The following is a 22,661-nucleotide window of genomic DNA, read 5'->3' as shown; positions in this document are numbered from 1 at the left end:
GGATGTGACCAGCGTGAAAGGCTTATTTAAGAAATTTTTACAACAGGAGGGGCAGGAAAATCACGAGAAATATACTGCGGAAATTGCGGATGGACAGTTAAAACTGGAGATAGACGCGCTGTATGTCGTGCTTTCCAACCTATACGGAACAGATAAATTAATTTTAAAGGCGAGCAAGCTGGAGGCTCTTACCCTGATGCGTTCCGACAAGCTCGAGGAACGGGTATTGGGCTTGCAAAAGCTTGTCAACGATGATCCCACGGACAAACCGGCGCCGGACCTGCAAGATATTCCGGCAATTCTGACGGAGGTTGAAGAGCAGATTGCCGAGACGGTTGCGAAGCGTTCCGTAGAAGACCGTTTAAATCAGGCGGTTGCCGAGAAAATGCAGGAGCGACACGAAGAATATATCAAAGAGATCAAGACCCAGGTTCTGAAAGAGACAGGAGGTCCTGAGAATGCGCAAACACTCCGAAAGCTTGCGCAGCTGGAAAAGATGAAAGCAACAAAGCCGGTATCCTCCGCAATTGAAATCCTGAGACCGCAGACGACGGAAGAAATTGTCGGACAGGAAAGCGCCTTGCAGGCCCTGCTGGCAAAGCTCGCGACGCCTTTCCCCCAGCACATTCTGATTTATGGTCCGCCGGGAGTCGGCAAAACATCAGCAGCCAGGGTTGCACTGGAAACCGTCAAAAATTTTCCGGATTCTCCTTTCAGTAAGGATGCGCCGTTTATTGAAGTTGACGGTACGACGCTGCGCTGGGATCCGCGAGATGTCACCAATCCTTTGCTTGGTTCAGTTCACGATCCGATTTATCAGGGTGCGAAAAGAGATTTGGCTGAGACCGGTATCCCCGAGCCCAAACTGGGCTTGGTCAACGATGCTCATACTGGCGTTTTGTTTATCGATGAAATTGGAGAGATGGATCCAACGTTGCTGAATAAGCTGCTGAAGGTCCTGGAAGATAAGCGGGTTCATTTTGAGTCTTCCTATTATGATCCGCATGATCCTCAGATTCCTTTATATATCAAGAAGATTTTTGATGAAGGAGTTCCCGCGGATTTTGTACTGATTGGAGCCACTACGAGAGAGCCGCAGGATCTGAACCCGGCCTTGCGCTCCCGCTGTGCCGAAGTCTATTTTGAGCCTTTGGAACCGGCCCATATCACCCATATTATCAGACAGGCAGCCCTGAAACTAAATGTGCAGTTGGAAGAGAATGTACCGGAAATTATCAGTGAATATATGATTGAGGGACGAAAAGCGAACAGCATCCTTTTGGATGCGTATGGTCTGGCCAGGTTTAGGAATCCCGGTAAGAAGGAAGTCTTGATTTCGGAAGACGATGTCAGAGAAGTGCTCAGGTCAGCCAGACTGACTCCTTTTGTTCAAAAACGGGTAACCGCCGGCAAGGATACCGGCAGAATACTCGGACTGGGGGTATCGGGATTTCTTGGCTCAGTTCTGGAGATTGAGGTGAAAGTATTCAACGGGGAGACCGGCAAAGGAAGTATCCGCTTTAATGAGACGGCAGGTTCAATGGCCAGGGACGCAGTGTTTAATGCCGCAGCTGTAATTCGGAGCCTGACAGGAGAAGACTTGAAGAACTATGACCTCCATGTCAATGTGGTTGGTGGTGGCAGAATAGACGGGCCCTCAGCCGGACTTGCCACGACCATGGCGATTTACAGCGCCTTGAAGCAACAGCCTCTGAGAGGAGATGTAGCCGTGACCGGTGAAATCTCAATCCAGGGAAAAGTCAAACCGGTTGGTGGCATTTACGAAAAAATATTTGGGGCCAAACAGGCCGGTGTAAAAACAGTGATCATTCCGACGGAGAATCGCGGAGAAGTTCCTGCAGGATTAAAAGGAATTGAAGTCCTTGCTGTTGAAAATATAGAGGAAGCTATAAAAATTGCACAAGCCTAGCAAACGAGGAGAAATGAGCATGGAACTTTTGAAAGTTCCTCCCCATAATCTTGAGGCTGAACAGGCTGTTCTGGGCGCGCTGATGCTTGATCCCCAGAAGGGCAGTACTGTATTCGAGATTCTACGTCCGGAGGATTTCTACCGCGATAATCATAAAAATATTTACCTGGTCATCAGGGATATCTTTGAAAAAGGGGACCCTGTTGATTTGGTTACAGTGGCTGAGAACTTAAGGCAGGCAGGCAGGCTGGAGAGCATCGGGGGAATTGGAACAATCTCTCAGATCGCCGGATCTGTGCCTTCAGCGGCCAACGTGGAACATTATGCCCGGATTGTGGCGGAAAAAGCCCTGCTCCGTCAGCTGATCCGCATTGCCGGCTATATTGAAGAAAAAGGGTACGAAGCGGGAGAAGAAGCCCTTAGTTTATTGGAGGAAGCCGAAAGACTGATCGTAGAAATCTCTCAAAGACAGTCCAAGGAAGGTTTCGTTACGATCCGAAGCATTCTCCTGAAGACATTTGACAAGATCGAATACCTCTATTCCAATAAAGGAAACCTGACAGGGGTTCCGACCCATTTTCGGGAGTTGGACCGGATCACTTCCGGCTGGCAGGCTTCCGACCTGGTTATTATTGCCGCCAGACCATCGATGGGCAAAACGGCACTTGTCCTGAATATGGCACAGAATGCTGCGGTAAAATCCAAGGTTCCTGTAGCGTTATTCAGCCTGGAAATGTCCAAAGAGCAGCTTGTCCAGCGTATTCTTTGTTCGGAAGCGATGGTAGATCAGCAGCGGGTCAGGACCGGCGAACTATTGGACTCAGACTGGCCAAAGCTTACCCAGGCTGTAGGTCCGCTGTCCGAGGCACCAATCTTTATTGATGATACCGTTGGGATATCCCTGGCAGAGCTTCGGTCCAAAGCTAGAAGATTAAAAATGGAACAAGGACTTGGACTGATTATTATTGATTATCTGCAGTTAATGACCGTCGGCAAGAAGGTAGAAAGCCGCCAGCAGGAAGTCGCCCAGATTTCCAGAGGCTTAAAAGGCGTTGCACGTGAACTATCCGTGCCGGTTATTGCCCTGTCTCAGCTTAACCGCGGTGTTGAGCAGCGTCAGGACAAGCGGCCACTGATGTCCGACCTTCTGGAATCCGGATCGATCGAGGCTGATGCCGATCTTATTTCTTTTATTTACAGGGATGAATACTATCACCCTGATTCGGAGAAAAAAGGTATTGCTGAGATTATTATTGCCAAGCACCGCAATGGTCCTGTAGGTACAGTTGAGCTTGGGTATTTGAAGGAATTTACGAAATTTGTTAACCTCGATAAGAATTATGGTTAATACACGATAAGATTATCGTTTATATTTGGTTGTATCAAATATTCGAACATTTAGCCTAGGAATACAGCAAATGTTCGGATTTTATTGACAAACAGGGGCGATCGTTGTTAAGATGAAGTTTGGATTGAAGTCGTGATGGAATGGGGGATTTGCATTGGCGGCAGTCATACTGATCGGCACCCAGTGGGGTGACGAAGGAAAAGGTAAAATAACAGACTTTCTGGCCGAAAAAGCCGACATGGTAGTCAGATATCAAGGAGGAAACAACGCCGGACATACGGTTGTAATTAATAAGGAGACTTATAAACTCCATCTGATCCCTTCCGGGATTTTTTATCCTGAAAAGGTCTGCGTAATTGGCAATGGCCTGGTTATTGACCCGAAGGTATTGATTGAAGAACTTGAGTATCTCAAGGACAAGGGCGTAAGCACAGACAACCTTAGAGTCAGCGGTAATGCCCACGTGATCATGCCCTACCATCGCATTCTCGATGTGCTTGAGGAAGAGTATAAGGGAGACCAAAAAATTGGAACAACCAAACGCGGTATCGGTCCCGCTTACAAGGATAAAGCTTCCCGTACTGGAATCAGGGTGTTGGATTTCCTGGATAAGGACGAGCTGGCAGCGAAGCTGCAATATAACCTTAAAGAAAAAAATTTGTTGATTACAAAGGTGTATGGACAGGAAGCGCTCAGCTATGAAGCTGTGCTTCAGGAATGCCTGGAATATGCGGAGAGGATCCGGCCTTATGTCGGCGATTCTTCTCTGGAAATTAACCATTTCTTAAGTGACGGGAAAAAGGTCCTGTTTGAAGGCGCTCAGGGAACGCTTTTGGATTTGGATCATGGAACGTATCCGTATGTCACTTCTTCCAACCCTGTGGCAGGGGGAGCCTGCATTGGTGCAGGAGTAGGACCAACCCGGATCAACAAGGTTGTCGGTGTTGTTAAAGCCTATACGACCAGGGTCGGCGAAGGACCGTTCCCAACGGAATTGACCTGCCAGACAGGGGAACTTATCCGGGAAAAAGGCGGAGAGTATGGGACAACAACCGGACGGCCGCGGCGCTGCGGCTGGTTAGACGCTGTCATTACCCGTTATGCGGTGCGGATCAGCGGCATTTCTGATTTTGCATTTACCAAACTGGATGTCCTGACAGGAATGGACACGTTAAAGATATGTACAGCTTATCGCTACAAAGGTGAAGTTCTTCATGATTTCCCGCAAAGTTTGAAAGTCCTCTCCGAATGTGAAGCGATCTATGAAGAAATGCCGGGCTGGCAGGAAGATCTGACGGAGATCAGCGAATATAGCCAGCTGCCGGAGCAGGCCAAGAATTATATCCATCGCTTGGAAGAACTGACAGGTGTTCCGGTTACCATGCTCGCTGTTGGGCCTGGCCGCAATCAAACGATTACGCGGGGTAATATCTTTTAAGGATTTTGATAATGAATCTGAATGTACTTTAATTTTTTCGGATTAATTCCTGGTTCCGAGATGTCAAGGATATTAAAGTTTTACTTGACAGTCCGGGGACTGAAATGATAGAATCATGAATTGTGGCCTGGGCCATTAGCTCAGTCGGTAGAGCACCTGACTTTTAATCAGGGTGTCCCGCGTTCGAGTCGCGGATGGCTCACCATTTATGTTGAAAATGCTTGTATCCGTAAAGGGTACAGGCTTTTTGCATTTTTTGGACGCAGACACCATGACTCGGGGAAGAGACGCTGACGAATAAAGACCATGTTTTTTCGCTTGCGAATTTGAAAGGATCTTGGTTACAACGTTCTTTAAATAAGCAAATATATGCAGCCCATAAGTATCTAGGGTTGGTCTGGGTGTCACAATTCCGCTTTCGGCAGATAGCGCCCTCCATGACGCTAACAGCCGCGCTCCGCATCCATGCTCCGCTTGACGCTGGAACTTGTGGCACCCAGACCTAATATGGGGTAATCAGGCTTGAATGAAATTATTTGAGCAATGAATTTAAGAATGTTGTACTAGATAATGATATAAGGGAGTATTCGATGCATCTGCTTAAGGAATAAATAGGGCTTGCAAGCTCTAACTAAATTTGGTATTTAGAAGTTTAACAAATCAGAACAAGCTATAAAATAGGTGATTGCGGCAAGAGCCAAGGCGATTTTGATAGGTTTATACCCAAGTCTTCACCATTTGAAGCCCGTCTACGTATGCTGTAATTAAAGCTACCAAAAAGGCGGGAATCAAAATGAATGAACCAATCACTGAACGCACGCCGCTTGTCATCACGGCTGAGATTAATAGGATAAAACAACAGACTTGTAAAATCATGCTTACCAGTGCCATCGAGGTTGGCAAGCGACTGAAGGAGGCCAAGGCACTGCTCCCGCATGGAGAATGGGGAAAATGGCTGGTCGAATCGGTGAGCTATTCCCAGCGTACAGCCAACAGGCTGATGCAGCTCTTTGAAGAATATGGTATAAACTGTTCGCTTCCACCGGTGACAGCGGCAGGTTAAATTCGTCAGCGCTGACGAATTTAACCTGCTACCAGGCTCTTCTCCTTTTGGGGATTTCGGAAGATGAGCGGGAGAAAAGAAAGAGCAGGCTCAAGTCACGCCTATACCAAATAATCCTGGGGAAATCAAAATAGAATATGTAACCGTCAAACCAACACCTTTATCCGGGAGTCGCTTTGGCCTGCTTCACCACTGGATATGCATTTCCGGAGCGTAAGAAAAAAACAATAAAAACCTAAAAAAGTTCTTTACTATTTGTCATATTATCTGTATAATACAGAAACATGAGCGAAAAAATTGGGTGAAACCATTATAGATGGTTCACGAACGTATCGCCTATGGCCCGTTGGTCAAGCGGCCTAAGACACCGCCCTTTCACGGCGGTAACACGGGTTCGAATCCCGTACGGGTCACCATATTTCAAAATTAAGCTGAGTTTTGATAGATTGATAATCGATCACGCCTCGGTAGCTCAGTCGGTAGAGCAGAGGACTGAAAATCCTCGTGTCGGCGGTTCGATTCCGTCCTGAGGCACCATACGTCCTGTAAAGCGAGTTATAACGGTTTTTTACTGTTAAGGGCTCGTTTTTGTTTTTGCCGCAACCCTACACACATCCTTTCGAATCCCCATAGATTATAACAACGAACATAGATGGGGGGATTTAGGTGCGCGTACTTAAGATCGGAGTCAGAGGAAATGATGTGATGGAAGTTCAAGCTTTGCTCAAAAAGCTGGGCTATGATCCGGGGACGGTAGACGGAGTATTCGGAACAAATACAGAGCGAGCGGTGAAGCAGTTTCAGGCGGCCAGTGGTCTCCAAGTAGATGGAATCATTGGTCCAATCACTTATCAAAAGCTCTTGCCGTTACTGAACGGCTACATAATGGTTACGGTTGCTGCGGGAGATACGTTATATCAGATTGCCAACCGTTATAAAATCAATACTCAGCGGCTTCTGGCAGCAAATCCCGGGGTCAGTTCTGACAATATAAGATTAGGACAACAGTTGACTGTGCCCTATGCTTTTGATGTTGTCGATACAGACCTCAATTATACCTACGAAATCATGCAGCGGGATATTGCCGGGTTACAGAAACGCTATCCTTTCCTGGAAACCGGGGTTGCCGGGAAAAGTGTTCTCGGGCGGAATCTTTACTATCTGAGGCTGGGTAATGGACCGAATCAGGTATTCTACAATGCGTCGCATCATTCACTGGAGTGGATCACAACGGTTATGCTAATGAAGTTCTGTGAAAATTATCTGAAAAACTATGTGGACGGAACTTCGGTCAGGGGATACAATATAAGAGAGATATGGAGCCAAAGCTCAATTTATTTAATTCCTATGGTGAATCCAGATGGTATTGATCTGGTTTTAAACGGACTTGAAATAAATCACCCTTTCTACACATCTCTTCTGAAATGGAATGAAGGCCGGATGAATTTTGGCCAGGTCTGGCAGGCCAATATTCGTGGCGTAGATCTGAACCACAATTATGATGCATCCTGGCAGTTGTCGAAACAAGCGGAAGCCAGTCATGGGATAACCGGGCCCGGCCCGACCAGATTTTCAGGGACAGGTCCGGAATCCGAGCCTGAATCCAAAGCAGTTGCAGACTTTACGAGAAATCATAATTATAGACTTGTCCTGGCCTACCACAGCCAAGGCAGGGTGATCTACTGGAATTACAGAGGTCTGGCTTCGGCCAGGGACCGGCTAATTGCACTCAGTTTAGCAGAAAAAAGTGGCTATGCGCTGGAAGAAGCGACCGGAATAACATCGTATGCAGGCTATAAGGACTGGTTTATCGAAAAATACCGAAGACCGGGCTATACGGTTGAGGTTGGGCTTGGCCGAAATCCTTTGCCGATTTCTCAATTCGCGCAGATCTATCGGGAGAATGAGGGAATGCTGTTACTGGCGGCGCTTGTTACTGCAGGCTAAGAAAAAGGATGGTGAAGTGCTGAAACTGGTGGTGAAGGATGGAGACATGATGGTGTAGGATAGAAAAATGATGGCCTCTTGACGAATGAGAGGATAATAAATATAATAATAGTTACCTGAAAAAATACCTTATGCGGAAGTGGCTCAGCGGTAGAGCATTGGCTTCCCAAGCCGAGGGTCGCGGGTTCGAATCCCGTCTTCCGCTCCAATTTAAGAATATAAGGCCAGTTTTAAGCTGGTTTTTTTATCGAAAAAGCTAATTAATGGTATTTTAACGGGACGCGATGTATAATAAAAATCACATGAGGCTTTAGTGAGGCGTTAAGCCGAAAGGAGCTGAAAGGAAAAGAATGTTATCTGACTCTGATAGCCGAATGTTTCGCAAGAAGGGCAAGTTCAAGAAAATTGTGGCAATATTGACCATTGTGATCATGACAGCAGTATTAGGCGGATGTAATTCATTGGATGATGCGGTAGCGAAAGCGAAGCCGCTTATTCCCAAAGGATATGACTTGGTAAAAGTTGAACAAGTCAGTGATAATTCAGGGATTGTATTTTACACGTTTGAAGAAGAATTAAGCACAGGAATATTCACAAAAAACAGTTTTGGCTGGAAATGGACAGGAAGTGCGGTTGGTAAGCTTGTCACTTATCCCGACGGCCTACAGTGGCGATATGCGGATCTTGGAGAAGATGGCACCCAATATTCGGTCTATTACGGCAAGATAACGAATAAGGATATTGTACGTGTAACTGTTACGACGATCGGCGGGGAAAAGGTCCAGGGGAAAATTGTTAACACCGATCAGCTGAGATTATGGTATGCGTTTGTCAGTAAACCGCAGGTCCCATCGGTAAGCGCAGATATCACCGGATACTCCGCTGAAGGAAAGGTCATCTACTTGTTCAGTCAGCCTAAACAATAATAAGGAGGATACGCATGGCTAAACATATTCAGACAGTCATTAAGGGGAACTTAGCCTCAACAGCCAAAACCGGAGGATGCGGAAAATGCCAGACATCTTGCCAATCGGCTTGTAAGACATCTTGCACAGTTGGCAATCAGGTTTGTGAAAAATAACAGGAACATCATAGAAGACAGACAGACGGTTATTTATAAAGGGGTTCTGTAAAAAAGCTTGGCGTCAGCCAAGTTTTCTTTTTTCATAAAGGTATTTCAATGGTATAATTGTTCTGAAAACTATTACGATGGGCAGAGGATACAGAAACATGAAATTGACGAACTACAATATAGCAAAAAATGTACATGTGTATACGCAAGGGAAACTTCAGATTGCCTACGATGTCAATTCGGGGTCGCTTCATGTGATTGATGACAAGACATATGCTTTTATTCAGGAATTGATAACATATCAGCAAAAGAACAGTTTGGAAGATTCAGAAGAGATGCTGGACAGTTGCGGGTATAATCTTTCTTCTGAAGAAAAGCAGGAAATCCTGGTAGAATTGAAAGTGCTTCAGGATCAAAAGCTGTTGTTTTCCTGCGAGCCCGAAGAAACAATACTGCCGTTTTCTGACCGGCCGGTGATCAAGGCGATGTGCCTGCACGTTGCGCATGACTGCAACCTGCGCTGCAAATATTGTTTCGCGGGAACAGGACCTTTCGGCGGTAACCGCGAATTGATGAACGTTAAGACAGGCAAGAAAGCGTTGAAATTTTTATTGGACCACAGCGGAGACCGGGGACATTGCGAGGTTGATTTCTTTGGCGGCGAACCGCTGATGAATTTGCCGGTTATCAGGGAATTGATTGTTTACGGCCGGGAGATAGCCGCTCAGGCCGGTAAAAAGATCAAGTTTACACTGACGACGAATGCGGTTCTGATGGATGAAGAGACAGCCAGATTTTTGGAAGACGAAGGAATCAGTGTTGTACTGAGTCTGGACGGACGCAAGGAAGTAAACGATAGAATGCGGCCTTTCCTGAACGGAGCCGGAAGTTATGACCGGATTATGCCGCAGATCCTTAAATTTACGGAAATGCGGCCGGAGACGTCGCGTTATGCTGTCGGCAATTATTTTTATGTCCGGGGAACCTATACACGTTTCAATAAAGACTTCTACAAGGATGTCCTGCATATGGCGGACAGCGGCATCCGAAGGATCTCTGTGGAGCCGGTGGTAGCTTCTCCGCAGGAAGTGTATGCTTTCAGAGAGGAAGATCTGGCAGAAATCAAAGAAAGCTACGATATTTTAGGAGAAAAAGTGCTGGAATATCGCGAGGCAGGGAAAGAATTTGTCTTTTTTCACTTCAATGCAGGCCTTGATGAAGGACCTTGCCTGATTAAGAGGCTGTCGGGCTGCGGGGCCGGACATGAGTATGTAGCCGTCTCACCGGAGGGGGATATTTACCCCTGTCACCAGTTTGTCGGACAGGAAAAATATAAAATGGGATCTGTGAATGATCTGAACTGTGAACTGAAGGAAGAAATTGTTCAGTCCTTCCGCCAGGCGCAGGTCTATACGAAGGAAGAATGCCGCGTCTGCTGGGCACGCTTCTCATGCAGCGGCGGATGCCATGCAGCCAATGAAGCTTTCAGCGGGGAACTGACAAAAGTGTATCCGATGGGATGCGAGCTGCAGAAAAAAAGGCTTGAAGTCGCGTACTATCTTAAAATCATGGAAGCCAAGCAAAGGGTTCTTATTTAACAAGAGAACCCTGGCACAAAGGAAGAGTTTCTTTGACTCTTTTGTTTCTAAGGAAAGATTAATTAAACCTTCCTATTATTGATAATAGGAAGGTCGCAGGTTAGGAGAAAAAATGCAAAAAAAAGTTCAAAAGATCACCGTAGGGTTTATCATAGGGATAATCTGCATTTCCCTTATTGGATCAACATTTTATGCAATTTCCCTTCCAGGGTCTGATAATACGGAAGATACCCAGGGCCAAGAAGCGTTGGAGCAGGAATACAATCAGCGGAAGCAAGCCGTTGTGGAACTCAGCGCAGCACTCGAAAAGAGCCCGGAAGACGTCGAAGCGCAGCTGGCTCTGGCCGACGCTTATTATAGTAAAGCGAGTACAACAATTGAGCTTAACGATGAAGAATACCAGGAAGATCTGCAGAATGCGATAACGTATTACCAAAAAGTCCTGGCACAGAAAGACGACAATGATGTAAGGTTAAAACTTGCAATATCCGCATTCCTTTCACGTGATTCTAATCTTGCGGATGAAACATACAAGGAATTAATTGAAAAGGAACCGCAAAATGTGGATGTGCTATATTGGTATGGGATGTTCCAGTTTTACAGCAAAGAAGATTACAAGAAGGCCGAGCAGTACTGGCAGACGGCGTTAAAATACAATACGGATGAAAAGATGAAGACTAAGCTCGAGGAAATGATTGCAAGAGCTCAGGACATTGAACCTTAGACAAACGAACCTGAGACAAGTAACGGCAGACATGTTAACAACAGGATGAGTAAGCGCCTGAATCACAGATTGGGAAGGTGAACAGATGTATTTTGCAACACTGGCCAGCGGCAGTTCCGGTAATGCCATATGTGTAGGGGAAGAGAACAGGAGTCTGCTTGTGGATTGCGGCATTGCGGCAAAGAGGGTGCTTACGAACCTCGAGATGATTGATATCGCCGCTCCTCAGCTGGAAGGGATCATCATTACCCATGAACATTCCGACCATGTCAAGGGGGCCGGCGTGCTGGCCCGCAAGCTGAAGATTCCCGTCTATGCGACAGCCGGAATTTGGCAGGAAATTGAAATGGTGCTTGGGGATATTAATTCTGAACAGAAAAGAATTATTGACCGGGACATCTATCTTGCGGGTATGGATGTGAAACTCTTCCCGACTTCCCACGACAGCAGGGAAAGCTACGGTCTTAAAATAACAGGTAAAACGCATACGCTTGGCATAGCGACTGACAGCGGCATTGTTACAGAAGAGATGCATCGGAATCTTCGGGGCTGTGATGCCTACGTCGTCGAGGCAAACCACGATTTGGAAACATTATGGCACGGAAGGTATCCGTACTATTTGAAGAAAAGAGTCAGCGGAAATGCTGGACATTTGAGCAATGTCCAGCTTGCTGAGGCCTTGACGGAATGGCTCGATGAAAACACGCAAAAAGTCGTGCTTGCTCACTTAAGCGAAGAAAATAATACGCCGCAAATGGCGCTCAGTACAGTCGTGGAGATGCTTCGGGATTCGCAGGCTAAGAAAAAATGCGCGAATCTAAAAATCAGGGTCGCACCGAGACATTATCCGCACCAACTTATTACACTGGGATAGTATGTCAAGAGAGCATAACTGACAGACTAAATTTAAGGTAGACATGATACATACTGGATAGGAGGGATGTCAGATGGATGATTATGATGACCGGGACAATTTCGGACGAAGGAGTGGGAAACCCCGTATTGTTTCAACAGTTTTGCTTGCTGTCATCAGCGCAGTTCTGGGTGGCTTGATTGCTGTCATTCTTGTTCCGGCGGTATATCCTCAAGGCAATTATTTGGAAAGCGGTAATAAGGTTGTCGTTCAACAGGGAGAAAATCCCCCGATTACATCCTCAGGTGCTACCGGTGGGGAGTCACCGGTGATTAATATTGCCAGCACAGTAGGGCCTGCTGTCGTAGGTGTGGCCAACTTTCAGTATAGCGGGAATATTTTTGCCGGCAGCAGTGATGGACTCAGTGAAGCAGGAAGCGGTTCCGGCTTTATCATCAATGCTGCCCATGGCTATATTGTTACCAACTATCATGTCATTGGAGATGCTGAAAAAATTATGATTTCGCTTGCCGATGGTCGGGATGTTCCTGGAACGCTTGTCGGCGGTGATCCGCGGACCGATCTTGCCGTGCTCAAAATTGACGGTACGAAGGAACTTGCGGCTGTCCAGCTCGGAGATTCCGCAGCCTTAAAAGTCGGAGAATCCGTCGTTGCGATCGGGAATCCGGGAGGCCAGGATTTTGCCCGTACAGTCACAGCCGGTGTGGTATCAGCGACAGACAGGTTTCTTCAGCTGCAGGGGGAAGCCAGCTTTAATCTGATTCAGACGGATGCGGCGATTAACCCAGGCAACAGTGGCGGACCGCTCGTCAATTACAGCGGCCAGGTTGTCGGAATAAATTCAGCCAAAAATGATACCCAGGGCTTTGAAGGTATGGGGTTTGCGATCCCAATTTCCGATGCATTGCCTGTAATTCAGCAGCTCATTGAAAAAGGGTTTGCGAGCCACCCGGCTTTGCAGATCAATATCGACGACCGTTACACGGAGGAATACGCTTCATTCAAAGACTGGCCGGCAGGCTGCTATATCACCAGTGTCGAAAACGGCGAGGCGGCAGCTAAAGCCGGTATCCAGGCCGGAGATATCATTACGGCCATTAACGGAACAGCCATAACCAATTCTCTGGAGCTGACACACGAACTCTTTAAATACAAGCCGGGAGATAAAGTATCTGTCAGCTATTTCCGGGGCGGCAGCACGTATAAAACGGATGCGGTACTCGGAGAAATCAGATCAGAATAGAACAACCAGAAACTAGAAAGATCGAACGAATCGGCTATAGGAAGACCTTCGCACTATGTCAGCTAAAGACTGCCGCCAAAAGCTTGGCGGCAGCCACATTTTCTATAGGGATAGGCACTTTTCCCGGCATTCTCATACAATAATAAGGACGAGATGCTAAGCAGGACGAGACACAGGGCCGGACAGAAAAAGTTGCTATTTTGTTACACAGATGAAACCTGATATAATCTCATCTTTGACACTTTAAAGGTAAGCGTAAACTCTAGCGGCGTAAAAAAGAGCCCGCCGTAACCAGCAGGCTCGCGTCATATAAAAATCATTCGTCGCATTTGCTCTTAGCATACGGTACTCGGCAATGCTCAGGAGCATTTGCCGGGAGTAATGGAATCACCCAGTCTGGATGTGTTTGATCAATGTTAGGAGCAGTGTTCAGGACATATACCAGATACCTGTACGGATCAAGGTCATTCTCCTTGGCGGTTTCAATTAGGCTATAAATTATTGCACTGCCCTGGGCACCATTCGGCGTATTTGCGAATAGAAAGTTTTTTCGGCTCATGACAAAAGGTTTTATACTCCGTTCTGCTCGGTTGTTAGAGAGCTCCAGCCGGCCGTCCTTCAGATACTCTATCAAGTGAGGCCACTGCTGTTGCAGATAATATAAGGCTTTTCCAAGGGCAGACTTCGGAGCTGCGTTTCTTGTTTGTGCCCAAGTCAGGAAGGCATCCAGAACCGGTTTTTCCAACTCCAGCCGCTGGGTATATCGTTCTTCAGGGGTAAGACATTTAAGCTTATCCTCAATCGAGAATAGCTTGTTGCAATACTCTTGCCCAATTACTGCCGAAGATCCTTTTTGCTCGGATTTTGGCAAGGAATTGACCGCCTCATCAAATTTACGCCGAGCATGGGCCCAGCAACCGACTACCGTGATGTTTTCCGGCAACGTGTAATAAGCCTGATAACCATCCGCATGCAGGTATCCGGAGAATCCTTCCAAAAATTTCTTCGGGTTTTCAGCTTTTCGATCCGGCTTGTATTCATAAAGTATGAGCGGGTGCTCTGTATCCCCGCCGGTTCTGTACATCCACATGTAGCTTTTGGCTTGCGCCTTCTTGCCTGGTTCTTTGAGTACTTGCAAGGTGGTCTCATCCGCGAAGAGAACACTGTGCTGCAAGAGCCGTCGGTGCATCTCCTCATACACTGGTTTCAACCAGTCCTCGGCTACTCTTAAGATCCAGCTGGACATCGTCTGACGGGATAGCATCACACCGCTTCGATTCAGCTCCTGTTCCTGTCGGTAAAGGGGAGAACACATGACGAATTTCTGGGTCATGATGTGAGCTATCGCTTCCGGGGAGGCAAAGCTTCCGGAGATGACGGGTTTATCTTTCCGTGTTTTCAACACGGGGGTTTCCAAGGCCTCTGCTTTGCAGGTCAGGCAGGCATAGCTGAAATACCGGTCTTCACGGATTTTTACCTGTGGCGGAACAATTACAAGGCTGCGGCGGACTTCCTTGCCGATTTCCTGCATGACAGTATCGCAGGCTGCACAAAGCCGTTCTTCCTCAGAAAGACGATGCTCAACGACTTCAACGGGGACATTATCCGGCAGGATTTCCTCAAGGCTGCCGGAACGCTTTTGGCGGGTATGGGCAGCAACTTTTGTTTTCTCTGGTGACTCGATTTTAATATACGCTTCTGCCTCGTTAAACAAAAGGCTCAGTTGCTCCATGACCGCTTCCTGCGTTTTTTCGGAGGAAGATCCGAAGCGTTTCTTTTGGCCCAGGCGTATCTGTTGCAGAAGCAACTCAATCTGTTTGTTTAACTCTGTGTTGTGTGCCTTAAGTGCTTCATATTCCGCACGTGAAATGGTGACCATTTCGGCGTTATTTATCTCATTTTTTTGTAGCTCTTTCATAACAAAATTATACCATGAAAAAGCCAGTTTTTCCAGTGTTTTCAAGGGTTTCCAGTATTCTTTTCGAACCCTTTCTGAGCCTTCTTAAACCATGCAGAGGCCTGACGCCGGACGGTGTGCTTTGGGTTGTTCTACGCTTAAACCTTCCATTAGCCACCGGTACTGCTGTGGGGTAAGCGCCTGCGCTTCGGCGGGGCTACGCGGCCACTGAAACCTTCCGTTTTCAAGCCGTTTGTACAGGAGAACAAACCCATTGCCTTCCCAATACAGAGCTTTTATCCGGTCACATCGGCGTCCGCAAAATAGAAACAGGGTGCTCGAAAACGGATCCAGCCGAAACTTCTGCTGGACGATTCCAGATAGACCGTCAATCCCGCATCGAAGATCGGTGTATCCGCAGGCAATATAGATGCAGTCGGCTCCGGTGAAATCATTCAGCATGACTTCAGCGCGCGGCAGATTGCTTCAATGGCTGATGCATCTGCGCTGGGGTAAATGTCGGCTTCGGCATTTCCGATGCGCACTGTTGCCGCTATTTCCAGACAGTCATTCCGGCGTTCAACGGGAACTCTGGCAAAGTACGGCTCTTGATGCGTGGTCAATGCTTTAAACACTCGGCGTTGCCAATAGTAATATGTTTTCTCGACAATCCCGTTTTCCAGGCACCATTGCCTGATGCTTATTCCACTGTTCCGGCAGGATGAGATCCGCTCGCTCCACTCGGCCAGCCGTTGGTTTACGCTTAAGGTTTGCAGGCTTTGCTCCATTTGAGTCACTCCCATTCTATCTAAATGTCTACCTTAGACTCTTTTGGTGACACTTAGACTCTTTGGGATATTCTCTCATTCTGCTGATTCTATGACAATCCGCCTACATGGTTTACGCTTACCTTTAAAGAGCAAAAAAGCCTGGAACCCCTTGCAAACAAGGGAAATCCGGGCTTTTACATTTTTAAAAAAGTGAGTAATGTTTTTATGACTTTGTACTTTTGAGAATTTTTTTCATCTGACTGGTACTGACGATCTGATAGTCGGTACGGAAACCAAAGATATTGTGTAAAGCATCTGTAAAATCGGTTCTGGTATAGGTCGGAATATAACCTTCACCTTTAACTTCAAAGAAATTCATATCCTTTAATCCTTGAATAATCTCGCTACAGGTATATTTTTCTTCAAGCTTCTTTTCAAGAAAACGGTAGAGGATCAAAGACATAAAACACGTGGTGAAATGTGCTTTTATTCGATCATCACGGCTTAAGTATGCTGGTCGGGCTTTGAATTCGCTTTTCATAATTCGGAAACACTCTTCAATCTCCCAACGCCTTTGGTTCACTTTGATGATTGCCGCTGCTTCGTCTTCAAGGTTAGTACAGACGGCATAGAAACCGTCAAACAGCTCTTCTTTGGCAACCAGGTCAGTGTTAATACTGTACAATTCATTATCTGCTACCTCACCGTCATCCGTACAGTATCTTTTTTCAATAAATCTTTTATAATCATTAGCATTGCATTTCTTTAACTTCCCCGGGTTTGAAGCCATTGTTTTTCGGGCACGTTCTATTTGGGAATCACGGATTTTTCGCTGATAATTTCGGTATTTCAAAGAAAAGGTCACAATAAGCTTCTGCTCCAGATCGTTTTCTTTGATCCAGCGCTCTTTATAAAAAACTTTATCTTTATCCGTATTCTCATCAAGTTCTGTAATATCATAGCTTTTACGTTCACCGAAAAGTTTCCAACCGGTAGAATCCAGTGCCCATTCCATGAGGTGTTTCTTCAGTTTTTTTATTGATTGGGTGGTAATGAAAGCCCGTTCGCCTTCGTTATTGAATTCCCGGTTCTTTTGAGAAGCGAGACCGGCATCCGTACAGACGATAAACTTGGAAAGTTTAAAATCAGCCAGGATTTTTTTCTCCAAAGGTCTTAGCGTCAGCTGCTCATTAGTATTGCCATTAAAAAGATCAATAGCGATGGGAATACCGTCACCGTCCATAAACAGCCCCATCTGGACAATGGGATTTGGGCGGTGTTCTTTTGATGCCCCATACTGCTTAAGGCCTTCTTCCTCCTCAATTTCAAAGAAATAATTCGTACAGTCATAATAAAGCACACCGGTATTGCGTTTGGAAATTTTCAGACTGTTATTGTAAAGGGAAGACTGGATAAAATCAATTTCTTTAGCAATGATTTCAAGCGCCCTGTAGATGTGTTGAAGCTCGAAATTGGGCTGTTCAATAAATTTTTTGGACAGCTCAAGGGTTGCCAGCTTAGAGGCAGGGAAAATAATCCTGGCATAAAGCAGCCTGGACAAAATTGAATTAAGATCAAAAGAAAATTTATATTTGGTGGAGAGTTCTTTGCAGATCCGATGTAACCCGAGCTCGTGATATATTTTCTGAAGGAAAAGGTAGCCGCCGTTAAAGAAACGCTGTTCATCTCTAGCAATGATTTTGGAAGGAGAATATTTGACTAAGACATCCCGCTGTTCCTCTTTTTCTTTTTGGTTCAGATCTGCAATATACTTTTTTGCCCATTCGATAGGATCTTCACCGTTTAGTTTCTTTTCCAGTTCAGCAAGTGTTCCCAGTTTTTCGACCATTTTTGAAGTATGTACACCATTCACGTAAATTGATTTCGTAACATAAAGCGATGTGGCATTTTTAGATTTAGATAGCGTAAGTTTCATAACAAACACCTCCATACCCTTATATTATAACACATTACCACAAATTGCTCAATACTAAATAGCAATAATTTGACGATTTTCTAACAAAAAAAGCCCTGTTTTCAAGGCTTTCAAAGATTTTAATATTTATGCAAGTGTCAAAGACCCGGACTGCCGCCAAAAGCTTGGCGGCAGCCACATTTTCTATAGGGATAGGCACTTTTCCCGGCATTCTCATACAATAATAAGGACGAGATGCTAAGCAGGACGAGACACAGGGCCGGACAGAAAAAGTTGCTATTTTGTTACACAGATGAAACCTGATATAATAGAGTCTGATGCTAAAGGATTAAAACGCTGTTTTTTATAGATTGAGCAGGCTGTTTAAATAGAAGGAGACAGGTGAATGACGAAACAAATGCATATCGGACTGGATGTCGGTTCGACCACCGTTAAAATTGCAATACTTGATGAAAAAGATAACTTGGTTTTCAGCAGTTACCAAAGGCATTTTTCAGATGTCCAGCATACAGTCAGCAACCTTCTGCAAAAGATTTACAGTCAGTTCCGCAATGAAAAAGTCACCATGAACGTGACAGGTTCAAGCGGTATGTCCACTTCCGAACAGGTTGGGATTCCTTTTATTCAAGAGGTCATTGCCTGCCAAAAAGCTGTTGAACGATTTATTTCGGATACGGATGTCGCGATAGAACTGGGCGGCGAAGATGCCAAGATCACATATTTTGGGGAATCGCCCGAACTCAGGATGAACGGTACCTGCGCCGGCGGGACAGGTGCGTTTATTGATCAAATGGCTATCTTGCTGAAAACCGACGCTGCGGGTCTCAATGAACTGGCTTCGCATCATCGGGAGATTTATCCGATTGCTTCGCGCTGCGGGGTTTTTGCTAAAACAGATATTCAACCGCTTTTAAACGAAGGTGCGGCCAAGGAAGATATTGCCGCCTCAATTTTTCAGGCTGTCGTGAATCAGACCATTGCGGGTTTAGCCTGCGGCAAACCAATCCGGGGCAATGTGGCATTTCTGGGCGGACCGCTTTCTTTCCTGCCTGAACTGCGCCAGCGCTTTATTGAAACCTTGAAGCTTAAACCGGAAAATATTATCGCGCCAGATAATGCTCAGTTTTTTGTGGCGATTGGGGCAGCCTTGGCTTCGAAACAGAGCGAAGTCTGTGATCTTCACGTGATCTATGAGAACATCCCGAATCTGCATAATTCGGATTCAGCCACTACCCTGCTCCAGCCTTTGTTTGCCAGTGAAGAAGAGTATGAAGCCTTCAGTCAGAGGCACCGGGGAAATTCCGTCGCGAAGAAACTGCTGGCTGAAGCCAGTGGAACCTGCTTTTTGGGCATCGATGCCGGATCGACCACGACGAAACTTGCCCTGATCGATGGAGATGGCAATTTGCTTTATTCCCATTATGGAAGCAACGGAGGAAGTCCGTTAAAATCTACGGTTTCTGCTCTGCAAAAGCTTTATCAGGCTTTGCCGTCTGGAGCCACGATTGGCGGTTCCGTCGTGACCGGTTATGGAGAAGCCCTGCTAAAGGCTGCCCTCAAAGTTGATCACGGAGAAATAGAAACGGTTGCCCACCTTAAGGGCGCCGAATATTTTCTGCCCGGTGTTGACTTTATCCTCGATATCGGTGGCCAGGACATGAAATGCATGCAGATCCGCGACGGCGTTATTCACAATATCATGCTGAATGAAGCATGTTCTTCGGGCTGTGGGTCGTTTATCGAGACGCTGGCCCAGTCCCTAAGTTTATCTCTCTCGGAATTTGTGCAAAGAGGTTTATTTTCCAAGACCCCGGTCGATTTGGGTACCCGTTGCACCGTATTTATGAATTCCAAAATCAAACAGGTCCAAAAAGAAGGCGCGGATATCGGCAGCATCGCGGCCGGGATCTCGTATTCAGTCGTCAAAAATGCGTTGTACAAAGTCATCCGCTTGCACAATTCTTCCGAAGTTGGCAAGAAAATCGTTGTTCAGGGCGGAACGTTTAATAACGATGCTGTTTTAAGAAGTTTTGAACGTGTCACCGGCCGCCAGGTCATTCGTCCGGACATTGCCGGTATCATGGGCGCGTTCGGAGCAGCTCTTATCGCCCGCGACCATTATCAGGCCGGAGAACAGACTACCCTGCTTGGTGAAAATGAACTGGAGGATTTCCATACCGAGACCCGTACGCGCCACTGTGGCTTATGCGGCAATAATTGCCTGCTGACGGTCAACCAATTCTCGGACGGCAGGGAGTTTCTGACAGGAAACCGCTGCGAACGCGGAGCCGGACTGGAAAGCACCTCTGAGGATATTCCGAACCTTTTTGCCTATAAATATGAGCGTCTTTTTGCCTATAAACCACTGAAGAAGGAAGAAGCAGCCCGTGGCGAGATCGGGATTCCACGGGTCCTGAATATGTATGAGCATTATCCGTTCTGGTATACGCTGCTAACGGAGCTCGGTTTTAGAGTTATTTTGTCCGGCCGCTCCTCGAAAAAGATATTTGAGCTCGGCATGGAGACCGTAGCTTCCGAGTCGCTGTGCTATCCGGCCAAACTGGCCAACGGGCATATTAAGGACCTTCTGAACAAAGGGGTCAAGCGGATTTTTTATCCGTGCCTTCCGAGGGATGAAAAAGAGCTGGCTGGTGCCAATAATAATTACAACTGCCCGATTGTCACTTCTTATCCGGAATCCCTTCATGCCAATGTGGATGAAATAAGGAACAAAGAAGTTGCGTTTATTTTCCCGTTCCTGCCGATTGATGATATGGCACGTTTAAAAGTTCGGATCTATGAAGAATTTAAAGCGATAGGTATAACACGACAAGAGGCAGCAAGTGCTGTAGATAAGGCTTTTGCCGAAAGAGATGCTGTTCGCCAGGACCTCAGAAACAAAGCGGAAGAAGTATTGGACTATTTGCAAAAGAACAACCTGAAAGGCATCGTACTTGCCGGTCGGCCGTATCATACCGATCCGGAGATTAACCACGGGATTCCAGAGATGATTACCGGTCTGGGGATCGCTGTGCTGACTGAAGATTCTGTCGCTCATCTTGGTCAGGTGGAAAGGCCTCTGCGCGTCCTCGACCAATGGGTTTACCACTCCAGGCTGTATGCGGCAGCAAGTTTTGTGGCAAGCAGGGATGACTTGGAACTTGTCCAATTGAATTCGTTCGGATGCGGACTGGATGCCGTCACCACGGATCAGGTTCAGGAGATACTGCACCAGTACAGAAAGACCTATACCCTGGTCAAAATTGATGAGATCAATAATCTGGGCGCTATTCGTATCCGGATACGGTCATTGCTCGCTGCAATGAAGGAAAGAGACAAAAAAGAAATTCATGCGCATAAGCTTTTTGAGACACCCAAAAGAGTCATGTTTACAGAAGAAATGAAGCATGAGTATACGATTCTTTCTCCGCAGATGGCACCGATCCATTTTGAACTGATTGAAGAAGCCACCCGTTTGGAAGGCTATAAGATAGAGATTCTGCCTGATGTCGAGATGGATGTCGTCGAACAGGGACTTCTGCATGTGCATAACGATGCCTGCTATCCGTCAATCTTAGTTGTCGGTCAAATTATGGCGGCGCTGAAATCAGGCCGTTACGACCTAAACAAGACGGCAGTTATCATGTCGCAAACAGGCGGCGGCTGCCGGGCCAGTAATTATATTGGCTTTATCCGTAAAGCCTTAAAAGATGCCGGCATGGAACAGATTCCGGTTATTTCCCTTAATGCCGGCGGTCTGGAGTCCAATCCCGGGTTCAAACTTTCCATGAAGATGATCAAGCGTTGCGTGATGGCTACGGTTTATGGCGATCTGCTGATGCGCGTAACCAATGCCATACGACCCTATGAGAAAAATAAAGGAGAAACGAATGATCTCCTGGCCAAATGGCTGAAGGACCTGAAGCCGACCCTGGCTGCGATGAACCTGCGGGAATATCACCGGAATATCCGCCGGATTATCAAGGACTTTGATCATATTGAAATCTCCAATGTCAAAAAACCAAAGGTTGGAGTGGTTGGCGAGATCCTCGTCAAATTTCATCCATTTGCCAATAACTTTATTGTCGATGTCCTGGAAAAGGAAGGCGCCGAAGCCGTTCTGCCGGACCTGATGGATTTCTTTATGTACTGTGCGTATGGAACGATATTCAGAAGAAAAGAACTCGCTGGCTCACTGAAAAGCGAGCTTATCAGCCGCTATATTATCTGGCGGTTGGAAAACTACCGCCGGGTAATGAAACGCACTCTGGCGAAGAGCAACCGTTTCCATCCTCCCAAATCGATTTATGAGTTGGCCGATATGGCCGGCAAAATCATGCATCTCGGACATCAGACCGGCGAAGGCTGGTTCCTGACCGCGGAAATGCTGGAACTGATAGAAAGCGGAGCAACAAACGTCACCTGTCTGCAGCCGTTTGCCTGCCTGCCAAATCATATCACGGGTAAAGGGATGGTCCGCGAACTTAAACGGCGCTACCCGCTGGCGAATATTGTGCCAATCGATTACGATCCGGGTGCCAGCCAGGTGAATCAGATCAACAGAATTAAACTGATGCTTTCAGTCGCTTTCAAAAATATGGAAAAGGCGGCAGCAGTCAATAATGCCAATACAAACAATAGAAATAAAATGAATAACAACGCCGGGCAAATGCAATCTGCACCCGGCGAGGGAGCGGCAGCTTTGCATAACACTGAAGAAGGTACAGAGCAGTCGTATTCCGAACAGAAGATTATATAACAAAAAACCTCTTCAGTATTGTAGGCTGAAGAAGTTTTGAATATTTATTGAAGTAGATTAGG

The 22,661-nt window shown here is 46.5% G+C and carries 15 protein-coding genes, 4 tRNA genes and 1 pseudogene; 16 read left to right on the top strand and 4 right to left on the bottom strand.

Going from position 1 to position 22,661, the window contains the following annotated elements; all coding sequences use genetic code 11:
• Window positions 1-13 precede the first annotated feature (13 nt).
• The 15 genes and pseudogenes from lonC (at window position 14) to DEHRE_RS13880 (ending at window position 13,237) form a co-directional block, all read left to right on the top strand.
• Complete coding sequence (lonC, locus tag DEHRE_RS13945) at window positions 14-1,930, top strand: Lon family ATP-dependent protease (RefSeq protein ID WP_019224916.1); 1,917 nt, start codon at window positions 14-16, stop codon at window positions 1,928-1,930.
• Window positions 1,931-1,949: 19 nt separating this feature from the next.
• Entirely contained in the window at window positions 1,950-3,278 is a 1,329-nt protein-coding gene (gene dnaB / locus DEHRE_RS13940; protein ID WP_015044991.1) for a replicative DNA helicase, read from the top strand.
• A 154-nt stretch (window positions 3,279-3,432) separates the two neighbouring features.
• Window positions 3,433-4,716, top strand: a complete 1,284-nt coding sequence (locus tag DEHRE_RS13935; RefSeq protein WP_019224918.1) for an adenylosuccinate synthase — start codon at window positions 3,433-3,435, stop codon at window positions 4,714-4,716.
• A 129-nt stretch (window positions 4,717-4,845) separates the two neighbouring features.
• Window positions 4,846-4,921 (top strand) — tRNA-Lys (locus tag DEHRE_RS13930).
• A 588-nt stretch (window positions 4,922-5,509) separates the two neighbouring features.
• Window positions 5,510-5,954: pseudogene (locus DEHRE_RS13925) on the top strand (DUF3102 domain-containing protein); the annotation flags it as partial.
• A 165-nt stretch (window positions 5,955-6,119) separates the two neighbouring features.
• Window positions 6,120-6,195, top strand: a tRNA-Glu gene (locus DEHRE_RS13920).
• A 45-nt stretch (window positions 6,196-6,240) separates the two neighbouring features.
• Window positions 6,241-6,316 (top strand) — tRNA-Phe (locus tag DEHRE_RS13915).
• A 129-nt stretch (window positions 6,317-6,445) separates the two neighbouring features.
• A complete protein-coding gene (locus DEHRE_RS13910) occupies window positions 6,446-7,726 on the top strand; it encodes a M14 family metallopeptidase (protein WP_019224919.1) in 1,281 nt (426 codons plus the stop codon).
• A gap of 133 nt (window positions 7,727-7,859) precedes the next feature.
• A tRNA-Gly gene (locus DEHRE_RS13905) sits at window positions 7,860-7,934 on the top strand.
• A 166-nt stretch (window positions 7,935-8,100) separates the two neighbouring features.
• A complete protein-coding gene (locus tag DEHRE_RS13900) occupies window positions 8,101-8,652 on the top strand; it encodes a hypothetical protein (RefSeq protein WP_020491929.1) in 552 nt (183 codons plus the stop codon).
• Between the two features lie 14 nt (window positions 8,653-8,666).
• The gene (scfA, locus tag DEHRE_RS14555) at window positions 8,667-8,807 is read left to right on the top strand and encodes a six-cysteine ranthipeptide SCIFF (protein WP_019224921.1); all 141 of its coding nucleotides are present in this window, start codon (window positions 8,667-8,669) and stop codon (window positions 8,805-8,807) included.
• Between the two features lie 149 nt (window positions 8,808-8,956).
• Entirely contained in the window at window positions 8,957-10,396 is a 1,440-nt protein-coding gene (gene scfB / locus DEHRE_RS13895; RefSeq protein WP_019224922.1) for a thioether cross-link-forming SCIFF peptide maturase, read from the top strand.
• 112 nt (window positions 10,397-10,508) lie between these two features.
• Entirely contained in the window at window positions 10,509-11,120 is a 612-nt protein-coding gene (locus DEHRE_RS13890; RefSeq protein ID WP_019224923.1) for a tetratricopeptide repeat protein, read from the top strand.
• An 85-nt stretch (window positions 11,121-11,205) separates the two neighbouring features.
• Window positions 11,206-11,994 (top strand): MBL fold metallo-hydrolase, encoded by a 789-nt coding sequence (locus DEHRE_RS13885; protein ID WP_019224924.1) that lies wholly within the window; start codon window positions 11,206-11,208, stop codon window positions 11,992-11,994.
• A gap of 73 nt (window positions 11,995-12,067) precedes the next feature.
• Window positions 12,068-13,237 carry a S1C family serine protease gene (locus DEHRE_RS13880; protein WP_019224925.1) on the top strand — a complete coding sequence of 390 codons (1,170 nt, stop codon included), beginning with the start codon at window positions 12,068-12,070 and terminating at the stop codon, window positions 13,235-13,237.
• Window positions 13,238-13,553: 316 nt separating this feature from the next.
• On the opposite strand, the gene tnpC is transcribed toward DEHRE_RS13880, so the two are convergent.
• The 4 genes from tnpC to DEHRE_RS13860 form a co-directional block, all read right to left on the bottom strand.
• Window positions 13,554-15,155 carry an IS66 family transposase gene (tnpC, locus tag DEHRE_RS13875; protein ID WP_242836908.1) on the bottom strand — a complete coding sequence of 534 codons (1,602 nt, stop codon included), beginning with the start codon at window positions 15,153-15,155 and terminating at the stop codon, window positions 13,554-13,556.
• Between the two features lie 84 nt (window positions 15,156-15,239).
• On the bottom strand, window positions 15,240-15,596 hold the full coding sequence (tnpB, locus tag DEHRE_RS13870) for an IS66 family insertion sequence element accessory protein TnpB (RefSeq protein WP_019226927.1): 357 nt from the start codon (window positions 15,594-15,596) through the stop codon (window positions 15,240-15,242).
• A complete protein-coding gene (gene tnpA, locus DEHRE_RS14205; RefSeq protein ID WP_019226926.1) occupies window positions 15,590-15,922 on the bottom strand; it encodes an IS66 family insertion sequence element accessory protein TnpA in 333 nt (110 codons plus the stop codon). Before tnpA ends, tnpB begins: the two co-directional genes overlap by 7 nt.
• 205 nt (window positions 15,923-16,127) lie before the next feature.
• Window positions 16,128-17,840 (bottom strand): IS1634 family transposase, encoded by a 1,713-nt coding sequence (locus DEHRE_RS13860; RefSeq protein ID WP_019226929.1) that lies wholly within the window; start codon window positions 17,838-17,840, stop codon window positions 16,128-16,130.
• 385 nt (window positions 17,841-18,225) lie between these two features.
• Between DEHRE_RS13860 and DEHRE_RS13855 the strand changes: the two genes are divergently transcribed.
• Window positions 18,226-22,599 carry a 2-hydroxyacyl-CoA dehydratase gene (locus DEHRE_RS13855; protein WP_019225045.1) on the top strand — a complete coding sequence of 1,458 codons (4,374 nt, stop codon included), beginning with the start codon at window positions 18,226-18,228 and terminating at the stop codon, window positions 22,597-22,599.
• Window positions 22,600-22,661 lie beyond the last annotated feature (62 nt).

Source organism: Dehalobacter restrictus DSM 9455, from assembly GCF_000512895.1.
In the GTDB taxonomy this organism is placed as follows: Bacteria; Bacillota; Desulfitobacteriia; order Desulfitobacteriales; family Syntrophobotulaceae; genus Dehalobacter; species Dehalobacter restrictus.
This window is presented reverse-complemented; position numbering and strand designations above follow the sequence as displayed.

What these genes read in the sequence shown, in the direction of transcription:
- dnaB (WP_015044991.1), top strand. Translation starts at nt 1,950, where the DNA reads ATGGAACTTTTGAAAGTTCCTCCCCATAATCTTGAGGCTGAACAGGCT.
- DEHRE_RS13900 (WP_020491929.1), top strand. Translation starts at nt 8,101, where the DNA reads ATGTTTCGCAAGAAGGGCAAGTTCAAGAAAATTGTGGCAATATTGACC.
- scfA (WP_019224921.1), top strand. Translation starts at nt 8,667, where the DNA reads ATGGCTAAACATATTCAGACAGTCATTAAGGGGAACTTAGCCTCAACA.
- scfB (WP_019224922.1), top strand. Translation starts at nt 8,957, where the DNA reads ATGAAATTGACGAACTACAATATAGCAAAAAATGTACATGTGTATACG.
- DEHRE_RS13890 (WP_019224923.1), top strand. Translation starts at nt 10,509, where the DNA reads ATGCAAAAAAAAGTTCAAAAGATCACCGTAGGGTTTATCATAGGGATA.
- DEHRE_RS13885 (WP_019224924.1), top strand. Translation starts at nt 11,206, where the DNA reads ATGTATTTTGCAACACTGGCCAGCGGCAGTTCCGGTAATGCCATATGT.
- DEHRE_RS13880 (WP_019224925.1), top strand. Translation starts at nt 12,068, where the DNA reads ATGGATGATTATGATGACCGGGACAATTTCGGACGAAGGAGTGGGAAA.
- tnpC (WP_242836908.1), bottom strand. Translation starts at nt 15,155, where the DNA reads ATGAAAGAGCTACAAAAAAATGAGATAAATAACGCCGAAATGGTCACC.
- tnpB (WP_019226927.1), bottom strand. Translation starts at nt 15,596, where the DNA reads ATGCTGAATGATTTCACCGGAGCCGACTGCATCTATATTGCCTGCGGA.
- tnpA (WP_019226926.1), bottom strand. Translation starts at nt 15,922, where the DNA reads ATGGAGCAAAGCCTGCAAACCTTAAGCGTAAACCAACGGCTGGCCGAG.
- DEHRE_RS13860 (WP_019226929.1), bottom strand. Translation starts at nt 17,840, where the DNA reads ATGAAACTTACGCTATCTAAATCTAAAAATGCCACATCGCTTTATGTT.
- DEHRE_RS13855 (WP_019225045.1), top strand. Translation starts at nt 18,226, where the DNA reads ATGACGAAACAAATGCATATCGGACTGGATGTCGGTTCGACCACCGTT.